At 59.2% G+C, this 18,604-nt stretch carries 16 protein-coding genes and 2 pseudogenes; 12 read left to right on the top strand and 6 right to left on the bottom strand.

Going from position 1 to position 18,604, the window contains the following annotated elements:
- Positions 1–267: 267 nt before the first annotated feature.
- Both IEW73_RS01745 and fdxA read left to right on the top strand, forming a co-directional pair.
- On the top strand, positions 268–2,760 hold the full coding sequence (locus IEW73_RS01745; RefSeq protein ID WP_188670086.1) for a molybdopterin-dependent oxidoreductase: 2,493 nt from the start codon (positions 268–270) through the stop codon (positions 2,758–2,760).
- 10 nt (positions 2,761–2,770) lie between these two features.
- Positions 2,771–3,091, top strand: a complete 321-nt coding sequence (gene fdxA / locus IEW73_RS01740) for a ferredoxin (protein WP_188670084.1) — start codon at positions 2,771–2,773, stop codon at positions 3,089–3,091.
- A gap of 80 nt (positions 3,092–3,171) precedes the next feature.
- On the opposite strand, the gene moaA is transcribed toward fdxA, so the two are convergent.
- Positions 3,172–4,224 carry a GTP 3',8-cyclase MoaA gene (moaA, locus tag IEW73_RS01735; RefSeq protein ID WP_206050429.1) on the bottom strand — a complete coding sequence of 351 codons (1,053 nt, stop codon included), beginning with the start codon at positions 4,222–4,224 and terminating at the stop codon, positions 3,172–3,174.
- Between the two features lie 55 nt (positions 4,225–4,279).
- Positions 4,280–4,465: pseudogene (locus IEW73_RS01730) on the bottom strand (pyridine nucleotide-disulfide oxidoreductase); the annotation flags it as partial.
- Between the two features lie 238 nt (positions 4,466–4,703).
- Between IEW73_RS01730 and IEW73_RS01725 the strand changes: the two are divergent.
- The 4 genes from IEW73_RS01725 to IEW73_RS01710 are packed head-to-tail and all read left to right on the top strand — an operon-like array spanning position 4,704 to position 8,892.
- Complete coding sequence (locus tag IEW73_RS01725; RefSeq protein WP_188670080.1) at positions 4,704–5,456, top strand: hypothetical protein; 753 nt, start codon at positions 4,704–4,706, stop codon at positions 5,454–5,456.
- A 43-nt stretch (positions 5,457–5,499) separates the two neighbouring features.
- Positions 5,500–7,308: a DUF2339 domain-containing protein gene (locus IEW73_RS01720; protein WP_188670078.1), complete on the top strand. Its 1,809-nt coding sequence runs from the start codon at positions 5,500–5,502 to the stop codon at positions 7,306–7,308.
- A 40-nt stretch (positions 7,309–7,348) separates the two neighbouring features.
- Positions 7,349–8,416 carry a saccharopine dehydrogenase family protein gene (locus IEW73_RS01715; protein ID WP_229675662.1) on the top strand — a complete coding sequence of 356 codons (1,068 nt, stop codon included), beginning with the start codon at positions 7,349–7,351 and terminating at the stop codon, positions 8,414–8,416.
- A 14-nt stretch (positions 8,417–8,430) separates the two neighbouring features.
- Positions 8,431–8,892 carry an SRPBCC family protein gene (locus IEW73_RS01710; protein WP_188670076.1) on the top strand — a complete coding sequence of 154 codons (462 nt, stop codon included), beginning with the start codon at positions 8,431–8,433 and terminating at the stop codon, positions 8,890–8,892.
- Positions 8,893–8,894: 2 nt separating this feature from the next.
- On the opposite strand, the gene IEW73_RS01705 is transcribed toward IEW73_RS01710, so the two are convergent.
- Complete coding sequence (locus tag IEW73_RS01705; RefSeq protein ID WP_229675660.1) at positions 8,895–9,740, bottom strand: NUDIX hydrolase; 846 nt, start codon at positions 9,738–9,740, stop codon at positions 8,895–8,897.
- 144 nt (positions 9,741–9,884) lie between these two features.
- Positions 9,885–10,301: a MarR family winged helix-turn-helix transcriptional regulator gene (locus IEW73_RS01700; protein ID WP_188670074.1), complete on the bottom strand. Its 417-nt coding sequence runs from the start codon at positions 10,299–10,301 to the stop codon at positions 9,885–9,887.
- A 108-nt stretch (positions 10,302–10,409) separates the two neighbouring features.
- Here IEW73_RS01700 and IEW73_RS01695 point away from each other — a divergent pair, with 108 nt between their 5' ends.
- From IEW73_RS01695 to IEW73_RS01680, 4 genes and pseudogenes are all read left to right on the top strand, one after another.
- The gene (locus IEW73_RS01695) at positions 10,410–11,474 is read left to right on the top strand and encodes an alkene reductase (protein WP_188670072.1); all 1,065 of its coding nucleotides are present in this window, start codon (positions 10,410–10,412) and stop codon (positions 11,472–11,474) included.
- Positions 11,475–11,480: 6 nt separating this feature from the next.
- Positions 11,481–12,212: a TauD/TfdA family dioxygenase gene (locus IEW73_RS01690; protein WP_188670070.1), complete on the top strand. Its 732-nt coding sequence runs from the start codon at positions 11,481–11,483 to the stop codon at positions 12,210–12,212.
- Between the two features lie 21 nt (positions 12,213–12,233).
- Positions 12,234–14,054 (top strand): neutral/alkaline non-lysosomal ceramidase N-terminal domain-containing protein, encoded by a 1,821-nt coding sequence (locus IEW73_RS01685; RefSeq protein WP_188670068.1) that lies wholly within the window; start codon positions 12,234–12,236, stop codon positions 14,052–14,054.
- 109 nt (positions 14,055–14,163) lie between these two features.
- A pseudogene (locus IEW73_RS01680) lies at positions 14,164–15,431 on the top strand (multidrug effflux MFS transporter).
- On the opposite strand, the gene IEW73_RS01675 reads toward IEW73_RS01680, so the two are convergent.
- Positions 15,406–15,933 (bottom strand): pyridoxamine 5'-phosphate oxidase family protein, encoded by a 528-nt coding sequence (locus tag IEW73_RS01675; RefSeq protein WP_188670066.1) that lies wholly within the window; start codon positions 15,931–15,933, stop codon positions 15,406–15,408. The pseudogene IEW73_RS01680 and the gene IEW73_RS01675 overlap by 26 nt on opposite strands.
- 189 nt (positions 15,934–16,122) lie before the next feature.
- On the opposite strand from IEW73_RS01675, the gene IEW73_RS01670 reads away from it, so the two are divergent.
- Positions 16,123–16,752, top strand: a complete 630-nt coding sequence (locus tag IEW73_RS01670) for a hypothetical protein (RefSeq protein ID WP_188670064.1) — start codon at positions 16,123–16,125, stop codon at positions 16,750–16,752.
- A gap of 108 nt (positions 16,753–16,860) precedes the next feature.
- Here the strand turns inward: IEW73_RS01670 and IEW73_RS01665 are convergent, their stop codons facing one another.
- Positions 16,861–17,721 (bottom strand): alpha/beta fold hydrolase, encoded by an 861-nt coding sequence (locus tag IEW73_RS01665; RefSeq protein ID WP_188670062.1) that lies wholly within the window; start codon positions 17,719–17,721, stop codon positions 16,861–16,863.
- A 201-nt stretch (positions 17,722–17,922) separates the two neighbouring features.
- Here IEW73_RS01665 and IEW73_RS01660 point away from each other — a divergent pair, with 201 nt between their 5' ends.
- Positions 17,923–18,591: a hypothetical protein gene (locus IEW73_RS01660; protein WP_188670061.1), complete on the top strand. Its 669-nt coding sequence runs from the start codon at positions 17,923–17,925 to the stop codon at positions 18,589–18,591.
- Positions 18,592–18,604 lie beyond the last annotated feature (13 nt).

Genomic DNA, 18,604 nt, shown 5'->3' with positions numbered 1-18,604 from the left:
AATTAGATTCACCGCCAAGGGTAACGCCGCCGTCGCGGTTTCGACCACCCCGACGGCTCACATCACACTAATGCGTGTCGCCGGGCGCGCTGATGAATGGGAACCTGACGCCCCGTAGATTTCGTCGTGACGGATAAGCGTTGGGCATTTGGCGGTAATTGCCGATGCTCCCATTTTGACCGTGTTGCCATTGACATTGTTAGGTCCACCAATATGCTATCTAGCATAGTCCCGAAGCTTTTGTGGGTTCGGCGGTGAGGAGAAGAAATGAATCCTGGTGACACGAAAAACCGGAGCGTTCCGGTTCTGTCGAAGAAATCCGCCTGCATTCTGTGCGAATGCAACTGCGGAGTAATCCTCGACCTTGACGGAGGACGGATCGCAAAAGTTCGTGGCGACAAGGATCATCCAGCGTCAGAGGGGTATACCTGCGAAAAAGCAATGCGCCTCGACCTTTACCAAAATGGCCCACACCGAATCACCACCCCCATGCGGCGCGAGCCTGATGGCAGCTACGCAGAAATCGACTGGGACACCGCTCTCGACGAAATCACCGCCAAGCTTCTCGGGATCAAGGAACAGCATGGTGGCGAGACGATCTTTTTCTACGGCGGCGGTGGGCAAGGAAATCACCTTGGCTCGGCGAACGCTGTGGCACTACGCGCCGCGCTCGGATCGAAGTTCTACTCAAACGCACTCGCCCAAGAAAAGACGGGCGAGATGTGGGTGGACGGCAAGCTTTACGGCGGCCACACCAAAGGCGACTTCGAGAACGCTGAAGTACTGGTGTTTATCGGTAAAAACCCGTGGCAGTCACACAGCTTTCCGCGCGCACGACCCCTGCTGAAGGCAGTGTCGAAGGATCCGAACAAGTCGATGGTGGTTGTGGATCCCCGGGTTAGCGAAACTGCCGCTCTCGCTGACCACCACTTACAAGTCAGGCCAGGTGGTGATGCTTGGCTGATCGCTGCCATGGTTGCTGTTCTCGTGCAGGAGAACCTCGTCGATCAGCAGTTCATCAATGAACACACAACAGGATACGAACAGGTTCGGGAGGTGTTCTCGACCATAGATGTTCCCGCCTTTGCCGACATCTGTGGTGTGCCCGAGGAGCAGATACGATCAGCTGCACGGCGAATTGGCACCGCGCGCAGCGTATGTGTCTACGAAGACCTTGGTATTCAACAGGCACCCAACAGCACTCTGGTGTCATACCTCAACAAAATGCTGTGGATGCTCACCGGCAACTTCGCCCGTCCAGGAACGATGTTTCTGCATTCAAGTTTTGTGCCTCTAGCCGGAGGTGGCTCGGGAGGCGGCAAGAAAAACCCGACAACGATGCAGCGTGCACAAAGACGTGTGATCGCAAAAGCAATGCAGATAGCTGCGGCAACCGCTGCGGACCTGATTCCCACTGCCGCACGAACACCAGGTATGAGCAAAGGAGTCGAACGTGGCTCCCGCGCACTCGTCGACGTACTTTCCCCACTAGTTGGTGGCCCACCCAAGGTGAGCAACTCAGCCGGTGGAGCTCGACGAACACCCGTCACTGGTGCACGCATCATCGGCGGGCTCATCCCGTGCAACTCGATCACAGAGGAAATCCTCACCGACCACCCCAAACGGTTCCGGGCGATGTGGCTCGACAGCACCAACCCGGCCCATTCACTCCCCGATTCGAAACGATTTCGTCAGGCGATGCGGCAACTCGACCTCACTGTTGTTGTGGATGTCGCGTTCACTGAAACCGCACGTAACGCGGACTACGTACTTCCCGCAGCAAGCCAGTTCGAAAAGCCTGAAGCAACCTTTTTCAACTTCGAGTTCCCCCACAACGTCTTCCACCTCCGTAAACCAGTGTTTGAACCGTTGCCGGGAACGCTTGCCGAACCGGAAATCTATGCTCAAATCATCCGCCGCATGGACGTCATCGACAAGGCAACGCTAGCCAAACTGCGGACCGCCGCTCACACTGGTCGAAACACTTTTGGTGCCACCTTTATGGCACTTACCCTGGCGCAACCGCGGTTCGCTCAGCTCGCTCCATATATTTTGTACGAAACCCTCGGCGACACTCTGCCAGAAAACATGCGCGGAGCAGCGGTGCTCTGGGGAGCTGCCCAAATGTGTGCTGCCGCCAACCCCGAGGCTGTCGCCCGAGCGGGATTCACCGGAGTTGGCCTGGCACCCGGTAACGCACTGTTTGATCGGATCCTCGAATCAGACTCCGGCGTGGTGTTCACATCTGACACCTGGGACACCGTGTGGAACTACGTGACGCGCAAAGACCGACGTTTCACCATTGTTATCGACGAATTGCTGGAGCAGACCCGCAACCTGGCCACCGCACGGTCCTCCTGGACCACTGACGAATTCCCGTTGGTACTCGCTGCTGGCGAACGCCGGGCATTTACCGCGAACACAATCATCCGCAACCCAGACTGGCGTCGCCGAGACCGCGACGGTGCACTCCGCGTGAACGTCAGCGATGCTTCCACACTGGGGATTGCAGACGGCGATCGCGCACGATTGGTTACCAGCGGTGGTGCTGCGGAAGTCCTCGTCGAATACAGCGACATGATGCAACCCGGCAACATCGCACTGCCTAACGGCCTTGGTGTGGACTTTCCTGATGCCGACGGCACCGCGATCACCGGTGTCGCCCCCAACGAACTCACCACTGCCGATCTTAGGGACGAGTTCGCTGGAACCCCGTGGCACAAGTATGTTCCCGCCCGGCTCGAACCCCTCACTACCTGACAGGAAACCGATGACCTACATCATCGCCGAACCGTGCGTCGACATTCTTGACAAGGCATGTATCGAAGAATGCCCTGTCGACTGCATTTACGAGGGCGACAGAATGCTGTACATCCATCCAGACGAGTGCGTCGATTGCGGAGCCTGCGAGCCGGTTTGTCCGGTCGAGGCGATCTTCTATGAAGATGACACCCCGGAGGAGTGGGCGGACTACATCGCGGCGAACGTGGACTTCTTTGACGCACTCGGCTCACCAGGAGGCGCCGCGAAGGTAGGCAAAACTTCCCACGACGCACCCTTTGTCGCCGCACTGCCCCAAAAGGCCGAGTGAAAGACGTGTGAAAGCAGCCCCTCGGAAACGGTACCGAGGGGCTGCTTTTTCGTGCCACTAGCCTCCGGCGAACGGTGTCTTCAGCCGCCGATTGCACTCATCGGTCGGGATGGCTGAAGAAAATCAGGATCGTTGATCCCGTGACCCGGCTTCTTATTCCATATGGCCATGCGCCACTGATCAGCGATCTCTTCGTCGTCGGCAGATCCTCGAAGCAAGGACCGCAGATCTGTCTCGTCGCTGGCAAAGAGGCAATTGCGGACCTGGCCGTCCGCCGTCAGCCGGACACGGTCACAGTCACCACAGAATGGTTTCGTCACCGAAGCAATAATTCCGACAGTAGCTGGGCCTCCGTCAACCAGCCAGCGCTGTGCGGGGGCTGCTCCGCGAAGCTGTGGGTCAGGTGTCAAACTGAAACGCTCTGCCAGGGACGCGAGAATCTCATTGGCAGTGACCATCTCGTCGCTACGCCACAGATGTCCAGCGTCGAGTGGCATGTGTTCGATTATTCGGAGCTCGTATCCGTGATTGAGACAGAATTCGAGGAGGTCTGCCGCATGTGCATCATTGATTCCTCGTTGCAGCAGGGCATTAACTTTGACGGGTTTAAGGCCCGCATGCTTGGCCGATTCGAGGCCGCGCAGCACGTCAGCAAGGCGATCACGGCGGCTAATTACCCTGAATGTTTCACGGTCAATAGTGTCAAGTGAAACATTCACGCGGTCAAGACCTGCGACTGCCAAAGCGTGCGCCTTCTCCGCGAGGCCGATTCCGTTCGTGGTGATAGACAACTCGGGCCGGGGCAGCAGCGAGGCCGCAGTAGCTATGAGATCCGGTAGGTCTGGGCGCAACAGGGGCTCGCCGCCGGTGAAGCGAATCTCAGTGATTCCGAGATCACGCACCGCGATCGTGAGCAGGCGCGCAAGTTCATCGGTGGACAAGAGTTGTCCGCCGGGCAGCCAACCTGGCCCTTCCTCTGGCATGCAGTAGGTGCACCGGAGGTTACATCGATCAGTCACCGATACCCGAAGGTCTTTGGCGACCCGACCGTAGCGGTCGATAAGTTCAGACGCGCGGGGCCGCTCAGCAATGTGGGGGGTCACGCTTGGTAGACCCAGCGGGGTGATGGGCACGGCAGTGTCCTTACTTGCCCTAAGAAGCGCGGAGCATTTCGTCGCGTTCGACGACTTTGATGCGGGGGTGGTCCGGTGCCACGCCGTAACGAATGAGACCAAACGGTGCGGGCATACGCTCGAAGATGTCGATGCTGACACCATGCTCGGTACATACATCGGACTTCGTAAGCGCATCAGTGGCGTAAATTCCGGCCGGACCGGAACCAGCGATTCCCACCCGGAGTGAACTCTCAGCCATAATTTCACCGCTCTTTCGTCATGCTTTGTGGTGCATCGACAGACGCTGTGGCGGGGTCACGGCAAAACATAGCGTTCATGGAGTGGCGCCACCCTCGACATTAGTATGCACTCTAACATACTCGATATCGGGCGCCTGATTGAGAACCAATTGCGCCCGCACTCTAGTTACGGCGGCCACTGAACACTGATACTCTCGTGCCGAACCAGACAGCCTCGCACCTATCGAAAGGCCTTCGGTGGCGGCAACTCCCCCGCACGCTTCATCCCCTGCTGCGACCAGCCGCAAACCGGTCGTACTGGTCGTTGTGCTTCTCACCATCGAAGCGCTCATCGCCATGGTGCTGTTCACATCCTGGCCGGACGGTGGAGCATCCTGGCTCCTGGTAACCGAACTTGCCACATACGCAATGTCGCTGGTGCTGCTGCTTTTCGTTCTCTTCGACAAGTTGTGGGCCGCACACGTTTATGTATCGGTGCGCATGTTCCTACTAATGTGCTACCTCATTGAAGGAAGCGATGTTGGTTTCGGCATCGCCCTAGCAATACTTGCACTTGCCGGACTAATGGCGTCGAAAATGCGCGACTACTCCGTCACCAGGTCCGTACCGGTCAAACACGCCGATGAATTGCGCATTCGTACACTTGCAGGGTTCCTCCTCGCCACGGAAATCCTCTTCGTTGGCGCCTTGGCGGCGATGGACCCCGAACCACGCAACATCATCATCGGCCTGTTGCCGCTACCTATTGTCGTGGCGGGCATCGCTGTGGGTGTCGTAGCTGTATGCGCGACACTGTTGTTTCGATTCTGGGGCGCAGTCGTGTACGTCAGCTACCGCGTAATCGTCGGACTTGTGTTGACGGCAGGACTCGCATTCGATTCCGTCGCCCCCACCAACGTGCTCATCGCAGCTTTGCTCATGTTTGTGTTCGCAGAAGTCCTGACTCGGCGCGTCTATCAGGTACAACACGCTCGCTACATGTCGCAGTAGCCGTTAAGTCACCCATACGGCGCCGGTATACGACAATGTAGTGGTGTACCCACCAAGTGATCGCGAGCTTGCGGCACGGCTCGCAGCACGACTGCAGGAGCTCAGCACACAAGTGCAGTATGCCCGGACAGAGCTAGACCTGCTGCAACGCTCAATCCAAGCCAACGACGCACCCGCGCCGGTGCAACCACACCAGTCGCCGCGCGTACAACAACCAGTGCAGCCGCCACCTATGCAGCCGCCAGCCGGTCAACCAGCGTCAGTTGACGACCAGCCTGAAGCGTGGTTTGAACGCGAGGGCGTAGTCGGACGCATCCTGGCCGTCACCGGCGCGGCTGTAACCCTCGTCGGTGTCGCACTTCTCCTGATTTTGGCAATTCAGGCAGGCATGCTCGGTCCGCTTGGTCGGGTCGTCGTCGGAGGCCTCCTCAGTGCAGCGCTTCTCGGAGTCGCGTGGAAGGTGGCGAGTAAACCCGGCGGCCGTGTAGGTGCAGTCGCGCTCGCCGCGACAGGCCTAGCTGGTTTGTGCCTCGACGTCATCGCCGCCACAGCGCTCTATGAGTTCGTTCCCGCAATCGTCGGGCTTGCCGTCGGATTCGCTATCGCCGCAATCGGGTTGGGGCTCGCACTGCGATGGGAATCCCTCACGCTGGCAGTCTTCGTTCTACTCGGCACAGCAATTTTGGCACCGATCGTCACCGGTGGACTGTCGGCAACCTTGATCGCATTCCTCATCACGTTGATGGCCGCGAGCTATGTCGTCCAACATCAGCGCGACTGGCCTCTGCTCCACGTCGTACGAGTCGCCCCTCCAACGCTAGCTATGACAATCGCAGTCGCCGAACCTGGACGCACCATCGCGGAGTCGTACATCATCGTCGCCCTCCTGGCATTCCTGTTTGCCGTCGGCGTAGGCACCTCACTTGCGCTGATGCGCAGCACTGCGCACGCACACCGCGCCGCTCCCACAGGCGTCATCATCGCGGTAGCACTCCCCGTACTCGCCTCGACTAATGCGCTACCGGATGAAATGTACGTCACTGTATGCCTCAGTTTTGCTGTTGCTTGCGTAGTTGCTGCTCTGCTGGTTCGCGGTGTACCCGCCCACGCACGCGTCGCGCTCGGCGGTGTCGGTGCCGCATTAGTTCTCGCAGCCGCGTTAGTGGCATCGTCGCAAAGCCTTCGTCCCGCGGTGATCCTAAGCCTCGCCTTGGTGCTGGTCGCTGCGGCGGCAGTGTCCCCCGACGGTAGTCGCGTACGTGGTGGAATTCTCGCAATCAGTGGGGTGTACACGGTGGTCGGTACGATCATCCTGATGGATGCAAGTCCGCCTTCCGCACTGCTCAACCCGAGTCGCGCACTGACCTTCGCAAGCACCCCAGTCGTAGTAGCTGCCGCAATCCTGCTAGCGGTAGTGGTAACCATAGGCGTGGTCATCCGAAGCACCAACGCTTCGTCGGAGAACGTCGAAATTGTGCGAACCGTGTGCGGACTTGTCGGCCTCTACGCATTCAGCATGGGCACAGTCACCGCAGGGATTCTGATCGCCGGCGAAAGCATCGGCTTCCTCGCAGGTCACACCGTCACCACCGTGGGATGGATGATCACGGCAATAGCTCTACTCCTCGAGGGAGTAAGCGGGCAGCGCACACCAAGCATCGTGGTCATCGGACTTGTCCTCGCAGCTGCGGCAGTACTGAAGCTGCTCATCTTCGACCTCGCCGCCCTTGACGGCGCCTACCGAGTGGTTGCGTTCCTTCTCGTCGGCTTGCTTCTACTGTTCGCTGGAACTAAATACGCCCAGTACTACTCCACTCACCAACAGGCGAAGCGGCAAAGCGATATTCGCTGAAGTTGCCAGGAGACTTCACCCCACCTGAGATGCTTGCAGTATGAGTTGGATGATCTACGGCGCCAACGGGTACACCGGAGAACTGATTGCCCGCATGGCCGCAGCAATGGGTGACACACCGCTGCTCGCTGGCCGTTCCGCAGCAGCGATCGAAAAACTAGCCACCGAACTTGGCCTCGACTACCGCATCCTGGACCTCAACGACGAGATTGACCTCGAACACGCACTCACAAGCGTGGACGTTGTAGCTTACTGTGCGGGCCCATTCTCGGCGACGGCCGCACCCATGGTCGCCGCTTGCCTGGCCGCAGGCACTGATTACGTTGACCTCACCGGGGAGATCGACGTCTTTGAAGCGATCTATGCATGCCATGACGCCGCCCGAGCGGCGCGCATCACCCTCGTGCCAGGAGTTGGATTCGACGTCGTTCCGTCCGATCATCTCGTCGCGACACTGGTCGCCGATTTCCCCGACGCCACTGAAGCAGACATTGCCGTCGTAAGCCGGGGCGGCTTCAGTGCCGGAACCCTAAAAGCTGCCCTCGAAGGGCTAGTGCTGGGAAACACCATTCGTATCAACGGCGCATTGGCAACAGTCCCGTCATGCCACGCATCGCGCACAATCCCCTTAAGCACCGGGGACACCACCGTGCTCAGCGCACCACTCGGCGACGTCAGTAGTGCATACCGGGCCTACGGCATAGGAACCATCACCACATTCACAGAGTTCGGATCACCCCGGTCCACCAAAGCGGGAGCAAGAGTCCTAGGGCGGGCGTTCGCCTGGTCACCCGTGCGGGCCGCCGGGATGAAACTACTGTCGAAAACCATCGCGGGCCCCGACGACCACACGCGGGAGAACACCCGCAGCGAAGCATGGGCAGAACTGCGCGATAGCACTGGGCGGTGCGTCAGCGGCTCGCTCACCGTATCCAATACCTACGACTTCACTGCGCGCAGCACCATCCACGCAGTCCATCGGCTCATGGCTGGCGGCATCCCGTACGGTGCCTGGTCACCCTCCCAGGCCTTTGGGCGAGACTTCCTCACCACCATCCCCGGCGCCAACGTGCAACGCGGGCCGGTGCAGGGCCGCAGCGGGCGGTAGTGGGGACGAGCAACATGAAACACCGTTCGTACACCGTGCGCCGCAGCATCGCCATCAATGCGCCTCGAGAACTCGTGTATCCACTGCTTGCTGACTTCCGATCCTGGCGCCAGTGGTCACCGTGGGACGGGCGCGACGCAAACCTCAAACGGTCATTCAGCGGCTCCGCACGCGGCGAAGGTGCCGTGTACGCGTGGGCAGGTAACCGACTCGCAGGAACGGGGCGAATGGAAATAACCGACGCGAAACCATCCCACTATCTTCGTATCGCGTTCGATTCAGAAGGCCTTCACACCGGAAGCTGCACAACATCATTCGCGCTCGCCGCACACGATGACACCTGCACAGTGACATGGATTGTGGTCGGCAAACGCACAATGCGTCTCCCCTTCACTAACCGTGTAGAACGCAATATTGGCGCCGAACTTGACCAAGGACTCGCCACCCTCAAACGAGTAGCCGAATGGGACTCATAACCCTACGGGCGCAGGCCACGCTTTGCGCCTTCTGGGAGCCCTTCGAAATACTCCTCGCAATGCGGGAACCCCAGTCGCCACCCCGTTGCGTCATTCATGGGCGCTGATTCAATCACGGGAATCGGTTCATTTGTTGTGGTATCAAACGGGATCGGTAAGTCCGCGAGAGCGGAATACCCAGCAAGGGTTCGTATCTGAGTCCACGTCGGCGGCAGGAGAATGGTTTTTCCGTCGGTCCATTCCTCCAGCGCCGTGCTCGGCGCACACCAGTAACAACGGTCCGCTTCGGTCGTGTGCCCGTCCGCCTCCTGCCCCTCCGGCAGTGCCGCAAGAAAAAACCGCGTGTTGTACCTGCGCGCGTTGCCAATCGGAGTTATCCAGGTAGACACAGGTGCCAACAAATCCGCCCGCAGAATAAAGCGGTGCCGATTGAGCAAATCAGCGAGTGAAATGGACCGGTCAGCAAGATCGGAGCGCGCTCGGTGCATGTGGTCATCGAACCACCGCTTCTCAATCGGCGAACCATCATGTGATGTCGCCAAAAGCACGCCGCATTCTTCAAATGTTTCCCGCACCGCCGCGCACACAAGCGCACGAGCAAGATCCGACGTCGTACCGAGCAACTGCGCGAAATCCTCCGTGGACGGACCGTGCCACGCAACATCGGCCCGGTAATCATCGGAGTCAACGCTTCCGCCCGGAAACACCGTCATCCCAGGAGCAAACGGCATTGTCGCAGTTCGACATTGGAGAAACACCTCCAACCTCTTGGAGGCATCGCGAATAAGCATCACCGTCGCCGCGTCACGAATGGGCACCGCACTGCCTGCTACTGGGCTGTCTGCCACAGCAATCAACTCCCCTCGCGGCCGTTGAGACCCACAATAGATCAACGGTGATAGCTGCCTTTGCCGGTCGTGTGCACAAACTCGCACGATTTCGGTCGCCACACCGCGAGTTTGTGCACACAACTGACGACAGGCGACCCGTTCTCATAACAGGAGCTTGTCGAGCAGCCCTTCTAGGGTGGCGCGCTCTGATTGGGTAAGCCGTGCCGTCACCGGCGAGTCTTTGGCGATTCGGCTTGCTAGTTCTTCGCGCACCTTTTCGCCCTCGTCGGTGAGTTGCAGTAGTTTCACGCGGCGGTCCTGCCCTGTCACACGCTCGAGTAGGCCTTGTTTTTCCAGGCGGTCTGCAAGCCCGGTGATGTTCGATGCATCGCAGACGAGTGCCTGGGCGACGACGCGCATGGGGCTTGGTTCGCGCAGTTCAAGCAAAGTTCGGGCGTTTGTGGGTGTGAGGTTCATTGACGCGGCGATGGCGTCGAATTCTTGCGACATCCGTTCGGAGACATGGAAAAGCTTGAATCCGAGGGTTCGAGCTTCGTCGAATTCTGGTGGGGTGTTCATGCCTCCATTATCCACTACTTCAATACTTGACACCATCAAGCATTAATGCCAGGATGATACTAGTTGATATCTCAACTACCTCACGGGATTATCGTTGAAAGGACACACATGACAACCATGTGGAACCCCATCCGTATCGGCCGAATCGAGCTCCCACACCGACTCGCCATGGCGCCCATGACACGATCACGCGCCGACGCCGACGGCACTCCAAACGAGCTCATCACCGAGTACTACACCCAACGCGCCTCACTCGGCCTGCTCATCACCGAAGGAACGCAACCGTCCGACGACGGACAGGGCTACCCAAACACACCAGGCATCTACACCGATTCACACATCGCCGGATGGCGGAAAGTCATTGAATCGGTCCACAACGCCGGAGCGTCGATCTACATCCAGCTCATGCACGTTGGGCGCGTCGCGCACCCCGACAACCACATTGAGGGGCGCCGATCAGTGGCACCTTCCGCGATCAAAGCTGGCCACGACGTCTTCACCCCCGAAGGAATGAAAGACGCACCCGAACCACGCGCATTGGCGTTGGCGGAAATACCGGGCGTCCAGAAAGAGTTTGTCGACGCCGCCGCCAGTGCTATCGCGGCGGGCGCTGACGGAGTGGAACTTCACGGAGCCAACGGATACCTGTTTTGGCAGTTCCTCACCGAACAATCAAACAAGCGCACCGACGAGTACGGCGGCTCGGTGGAAAACCGCGCGCGGTTCCTTCTCGAAACAACAAAGCAGGTAGCCAGCGAAATCGGCGCCGACAGGGTGGGGGTTCGACTCTCCCCGAACGTCAACTTCAACGGATACGACGAAGGCCCCAACTACAAGGACAACTACCGGTACGTTCTCGCTGAACTCGACAAACTAGGGCTGGCCTACATTCACTTGTTCTACTTCGGCGACGAAGAGTTCCTGCGCGAGATCCGCAGTTCACTCAACACTCCACTTTTGCTCGTCCGAGCCGGCCGCGACTATGAGTCCATCGAACGCGATCTGGAAAACAATATCGCCGACGTATTCCCCATTGCTACTGACGCAATCTCCAACCCCGACCTGGTCGAACGACTGAAGGCAAACGCGCCCCTCACACCTGGAAACCCAGCGACGTTCTACGGCGGGTCGGCAGAAGGCTACACCGACTACCCCACACTCAAGGAACAATAACTAGCCATGTTCCCTACCGTCAGCTTCACCGACGACGTCGTGCACGACGCACGCACCGCGCTCGCTGAGTCCGGCGCCGCACTGATTACTGGTGCCGGGCTTAGCGACGCGGGACTTGCCGCGCTGGTGAGCGCAATCCACGGCGATCACCAGGGCCGTACCGACCCGCACGCCTTTGAGAAGGCAAATGCGCTGCAACCGCAAGCGGCATCCGGCATGTTCCCCCTACCCTTGCATCGCGACGCAGCCCTCATCGGCAGACCGACCCGAATCATTGGTTTCCAGTCGTCCTACACAACGCCTGAAACACCCACCGGGTTACTCGAACTTGTTGACACTGTGCGTGCGATCAACGAGATCGACCAAGACTTACTGGACACACTCACCGAACATCCGCTCGAATACTGTGTCCCCGACCGGCGCCCATTCCCGTTCCTGCCCGAGAGCTGGTTCCGGCGACCGGTTTTCACGCAGACTTCCGCAGGCCAGGCGTTACGCGTGATACTTCCAGTGGATATCGCATCACCTCCGTGGCTAGTTCGACTGGTCGGACTCGACGATGCCGAGTCACGCAAGGTCCTCCGAGAACTCGACACACAGCTCAGGGGTTCAACGACATTCGTGGCACACCACTGGACCCCAGGCGATGTGTTTCTCGTCGACAACAGTCGAGTGCTGCACGGCATCACTGCCGTTCCTGCTGGGGCACTTCACCGAACGGTCCGCCAGTCCGTCTAGAGGACAGATACGCTCGACTAGATGATGGGGATGAAGGTCGGTTGCGGAATCGCCGACATCACCGGCAAGGCGTATGGCAACGGGATGATGGGCTACTCCATGCCCCAACAACGCACGTCGGGGATTCACCTGCGGTTGCGTGCCCGCGCCTTCATCGTCGACGACGGACACCGCCGCGTTGGGTTCGTCTGCGCAGATCTCGGCATGATCTTCCATTCCGTCCACCAAGCAGTCATGGCTAGACTTCGCGAACTGTTTGGCGACGTCTACACCGAGCAAAACGTGCTGCTCACCGCGACACATACCCATGCGGGACCCGGCGGGTTTTCCCACCATCTCGTCTACAACTTGGCGCCGCTTGGATTCCACCAACACACCTTCCAGGCCGCAGTTAACGGCATTGTCGCTGCCGTCAGCAGGGCACACTCCCAAATGCGTCCCGGCACAATCGCACTCGGACACAGCGAACTTTGGGACGCCAGCGTCAACCGCTCAAGGCCTGCGTTCGACCTAAATCCAGCGGCAGACAAGAAACACTTCCCGAACGCCATCGATCCCACCATGACGGTCCTACGATTCAGACAGGCCAACTCCGATGTTGGGGCGATCAGCTTTTTCGCCACCCACGGCACCTCCATGACCAACACGAACCGCCTCATCAGCGGTGACAACAAGGGATATGCGGCATACCACTGGGAACACGATCAGGCCGGGGTGCGGTACCTCGACGACAGTGCACCGTTTGTTGCGGCGTTTCCTCAAACCAACGCCGGAGATATGTCACCAAACTTGAACCTCCGCCCAGGATCGGGACCCGCTGACGACGAATACGCCAACACTCAAATCATTGGCCTGCGGCAGTTCGCCAGCGCATTCGCCGCATACGAGACAGCTGCGTCCGTGGGCGGTGGTGTCGATTCCTGGCTGCGTTACGCAGACTTCTCGCGCATCACCGTCGACGGCTGCTTCACTCCGGATGGGAAAACGCGGCGCACACGCTCGGGCGCCATCGGCCTTCCCACCCTTTCCGGCAGCGTGGAGGACGGCCCTGGGATCGGACTACCAGAAGGCCTCCGCAAACCATATAAGGCACACGACCGCCGCATCGTCGTACTACCGTCGGGCAGGCTTGGTTGGACGCCAAATGTTCTGCCCCTGCAACTGATGCGAATCGGCGGGCTTTACCTCATCGCAGCGCCAGCGGAGTTCACTATCGTGGCGGGGTTGCGGCTGCGCCAGACCGTTGCGACGGAACTCAAGGTGTCACTTGACCACGTTCTTCTCGTCGGCTATTCCAACGCTTACTCTCAGTACGTCACTACCCCGGAAGAGTACGACTCCCAGCAGTACGAAGGCGGCTCAACCCTGTTCGGTCGGTACACCCTGTGTGCGTACCAGCAGGAGTTCAGCAATCTCGTTCGGTCGCGGGGCCATGTGCCCGGGCAAGCTTCGTCGCCAAGCCAACCTCGTCCCCGACGGCCCCGCATCGTTGTGCGCGCTCCACAGCTAGTACGTCACCGCAGTGGTGGGCAGCTCGTGGCCGAACCTCAACCGCGCTACTCCCCTGGCGACACTGCCACTGCAGAGTTCACCGCAACCGATCCCCGCACCACCATGCTGGAAAACTTTTGCGAAATACAACAACACCGCGAGCAAGGCTGGGTGCGCATCGCCGATGACGGCGACTGGGACACCAAGGTGACGTTCCACCGTCGTCGACGCGATCTCTTCGTCACGCTCGCGTGGACCATTCCCAACACAGTCACCGCAGGTAAATACCGCATTGTGTACTTACCGGACACAAATACGCTCTGCCCAACACCGCCATTCTCAATTACGTAGAAAACAACGTGGCAATCCTCACAACACAATTCATGGGAGGAATATTTGGGGACCCACTAGCGTCGTTCTCAGGGACTACCCCAGGTTCCCCCCACGACGAGTAGGCGACATGACCACAACAGTTCCTGATACTGAACCAACGCGCACTGAACTAACACCCAAAGAACGCCTACGCCTCATCATCGTCCTTGGCGCACTAGTGGCACTCGGGCCCCTCACCATCGACATGTACCTGCCCGCGTTCCCCGCCATCACCACAGACCTACTCACCACCTCGGCGATGGTTCAACTCACCCTCACAGGAACCCTCATCGGGCTAGGCGTAGGCCAGCTCATTATCGGCCCGCTCTCCGACTCACTCGGACGACGCGGCCCACTCATAGCCGGAACCCTCATCCACATCACCGCATCACCGCATCACTGCTGTGCATCATTGCCCCCAACATCGCCGTCCTCGGCGCACTGCGCACGCTCCAAGGATTCGGTGCGGCAGCAACAATGGTCGTCGCCCTCGCCATCGTCCGTGACCTCTTCTCCGGCACCGCCGCAGCCACAGTCCTCTCCCGCCTCATGCTCGTCATGGGAGCTGCACCCATCTTCGCCCCCACCATCGGTGGCGCAATCCTCGTCGCAGGATCATGGCGCTGGGTCTTCGCCGCACTCGCCATCATGGGAGTCCTCCTCCTCATCCTGGCCGTAACGTCACTCAAAGAAACACTCCCACCAGAACGGCGCAGGCAAGCAGAACTCATCCCCATCCTCAAGACCTACGGAACACTCCTACGCGACCGCCAATTCGTCGTACTCGCCTTCGTCGCAGCAACAGGAATGTCCGCACTCTTCGCATACATCGCAGGCGCCTCATTTGTCCTCCAAGACGGCTACGGCCTCAACGAACAACAATTCGCCATCATCTTCGGCATCGGCGGCATCGCCATCATCGGTGCGTCCCAACTCAACGTCCCACTTCTAAGCCGCTACTCGCCCCGGCAAATCGTCCTCGCAGGACTCACCAGCGCCACCGCAGCCGGCACAATCATGCTCATCCTCGCAACCACAGGCATCGGCGGACTGATCGGATTCCTCATCCCACTCTGGTTTGTCCTGGCGTCAGTCGGGTTCGTACTACCCAACGCCCCAGCCTTGGCCCTCTCCCGCCACGGCGAAGCAGCCGGAACCGCAGCAGCACTCCTCGGCGCAGCACAATTCGGCCTCGGCGCACTCGTCGCACCCGTCGTCGGTATCCTCGGCAACACCGCCACCGCCATGGCCCTCACCATGACCACCGGATCACTCATCGGACTCATCGCACTCACCGCAGTCATGGCCAGTGCGCGTCGGAAAACAACGGCTAGTGATGTGCGCGTTCAAACGTAAATCGTGTTTGGCTGAACGCGCCTTTGGTGAAGGCGAAGACTGTGGTGGGTGTTAAACGGTAGACAACTGCGCGTCCACCGTCCGCATGTTCGAAGTGGCCGTCCACGACATCGAAGGTCCAGCCTGACCCGTATTTTTCGATGTATTGCGCCGCAATGGTTTGGAGTAGGGGCGCGTTGGTCTCCACTTGGACTTTGCCTTCGATGACGACATCGACGCCGCGATCGAGCACATTCGTTCCGGTGGTTACTGTCGCACGGGCGTTGGCGGCGAGGTTCTTTGCCTTCTGCTCGTCAGCGCCTGTGCAGAACCAGTACTCATTCTCGCGCCAGATTCCGATGAGCGGTGTCACGTGTGGCTGACCAGGTGGCCGGACGGTCGATATCCAGTACACCTCTGCGTCAGTGAGGGCGGTATCGATTCTGTCCCAGTCGGCCTCTGTGGCACCTGGGGCGCTGAACCGCTCGTCGAGTTGAGGGGTGGGGTGTGTCGCGGTGTCCATGTCCAAGACCTTTCACTGTGGGTTTTGAATTGGACTCACAGTGGGTTGAAAAATCATCGGTGGCGATTTGTTGCAGGTTGTGCCCAATGAGGTCTCGGGTGGGTTTCGGCGGCGTGGTCCGGCGTGGGGGTGCTCTAGCGTTCGAGTTGTCGTCGTTTGGTGCTCGAACATGGGTGGAGTGTGGTTTCTGTGGGTGGTCGACAGGCAATGATGCAGCGAGTGCGCCCTTTTGGTGCGTCCGCTGGAGTTGGTGCGCTTGCGTTTGGCGCGGTCGTGCTATTCCCCGGCGTAGCCGCTGGTGAGACCCATGAGGTGTGCGAAGAAGTAAACGAAGTGGTGATGTGCATTTTCGATGAGCCAGGTCGCCACGTGTTTGAAGCACCCGAAGGTGTTGAATCGCTGATCATTTCCGCCACCGGCGCTCACCTCGTAGACGACGAAACTAATGAAATTCTAGGCCGGGCCACCACGACGATCAGCAAGCTAGTTGATGCGACGGGCGAGGTTTTTATCTCTGTGGCTGAACCCGGCGAAGGTGGCGCGTCTGCGGTACACACACTGCCGGAAGAGGGCGATTCCCAGTTCATCGTTGCGGCTGGTGGAGCACCATTTTCCAGTTCGTTTGGTGACGAAGTCGCTGAGGCTGACGACAATGTGAACCCCAGCGTAATCGTGACGTTTACGTGGGACAGCTACGACGAGGAAAATAGTGTCACTCGTGCTTCCGACGATTCGAAGGAATGCGCGGGATTGTGCATCGACGACACGATCGACCGTCTGTATGACACTGTGTTGAACTTCGCCCGCACGCTCGAGTGACGGTGTGCGGGGTCGACACCCGCCCAAGCACAAAGGATCCTGCATTTCGACCTTAATGCGTTCGAAATGCAGGATCCTTGCCAGCTGAAAGCCATCAGGTCGCCGAAATCAGGCGGCTCGCTGCGCCTTCCCCAGGAACGACGACAGTGCGAGGTGGAATTGGCGAGGTTGGTCAAGGTGCGGGAAGTGCCCGGCGTCGTCGATGGTGATGAACTCCGCTTTTGGCATGACATCGCGGAGACGTTCCGCCTGGGTTATGGGGATCATGTTGTCGTGTTTGCCCCAGATGACCATGGCGTCGAGGTGTTGGAAGTCGGGGAAGAATTTAACGGCGCTGACGCTTTGCCCGAAGGGGCCGATGACTCCGCGGGTGATGGCGAGGAATGCTTTTCTGGTGTCGCGGTCGGACACTGTGCCGAAGGTCCGCCAGGTTTCGATGGTGCTTTCGCTTAGGCGAAGCGGTGACCCGGCGGCGATGGCGCGGCAGAGGCTTTCGATGGGTTTGCGGACCACGTTTGATGCCAAGACTGGTAGGACGAGTTCACTACCTGGGAGGGTGGCTGCGCGGAGAAGTGCGCTCACTTCGGGGCCGAGCCCACCAGCGTTGACGAGGCAGATTTTCGCAACTCGGTCTGGGAAGAGGTAGGTGAATTGCATGATCACGCCGCCGCCGTAGGAGTGTCCTACGAAGGTTGCTGTGGTGATCTTGAGGTGGTCCATGAGGTCGCGGAGGCTCGCTGCGTGCGCACTGAGCGAGTAGTCGCCGCTGTACTTGTCGGATTCTCCGCAGCCATACAGGTCGACGGCGATGACTCGGTGGTTTTGAGCGAGTCGCTCAATTTGTGTGCCCCATGATTGGTGGGATCCGAGGAGGCCGTGCACGAGGATGACGGGTGTGCCCTTGCCGACGTCTGCGTAGCGAAGTACGTCACCGTGGAAAGTGGCTTCTTTCAGTGTGTAGTCCGTCATTGGATCGTCTCCCCGAGTGTTGATGATGAGCCTTTGTTCAAACCCAGGCTTCAGTGTACATCTGTTCACTCAAATCGTGTCAACCATAAACTTCACAATAACCACCACAAATATGTGACACGCATTGCACTTCAGGGGCCAATGTGACGCTGATCGGTCGTAGACTTGCCTAAGGCTTACCCCCGATGAATGGATAGTGCGATGGCACCGAATGACGACACAACGTCCGACGTAACTGCAACCACTGCTGACACAGCCCAGAGGCTTGCCGAACTGCGCGACCGCGCAGGAACAGACCCCGCCGGAGCCGCCAATGAGGCGTGGGAATTGGTCAAGTCACTTCGCGACAGTGATCTCAAGGATTACGACCGCGCAGCAAGTGACCTCGAAGCGATGTTCCGCGCCAGTTCTCCCCCAGCGTCATTGGAAGGCCAAACTGAGGGTCTGCTTGTCATGACGACGACGCTACCCATCCTTGACCGGACGGTCACCGCCGTCACAGACCTCTGGATGCCGTGGGAGGGCAAACGATTCGGGTCCGCGGGAACAGGGTCAAACCGCATCTCGTCACGCGCATCCATGCCGCTACGTCTTCTGTGGCCGCTCTACAACATGACGCAAACCGACGATGGCAAGTTGGCCTTTGACTTCAAAACCCACGTTGAGGCTAGCCGCGACAAAGATGGCCAGGATCAGGAAGTGTTGGTCATCGACTACAAGTCGATCGAGACCAACCCGCGCCTCCTCATCCGCAGTGTGCGTGACGAACTCGTCGAACTTGTTCCCGGCGTGTACCTCGGCAAGATCCTGTTCCGGGTCAAGGGCAAATACTTGAAGATCGGCTTCTTCGCACTCCACAAGACTGACTAGAAACCACAAAGCG

It is taken from the genome of Hoyosella rhizosphaerae, from assembly GCF_014643175.1.
GTDB classification, from domain to species: domain Bacteria; phylum Actinomycetota; class Actinomycetes; order Mycobacteriales; family Mycobacteriaceae; genus Lolliginicoccus; species Lolliginicoccus rhizosphaerae.
This window is presented reverse-complemented; position numbering and strand designations above follow the sequence as displayed.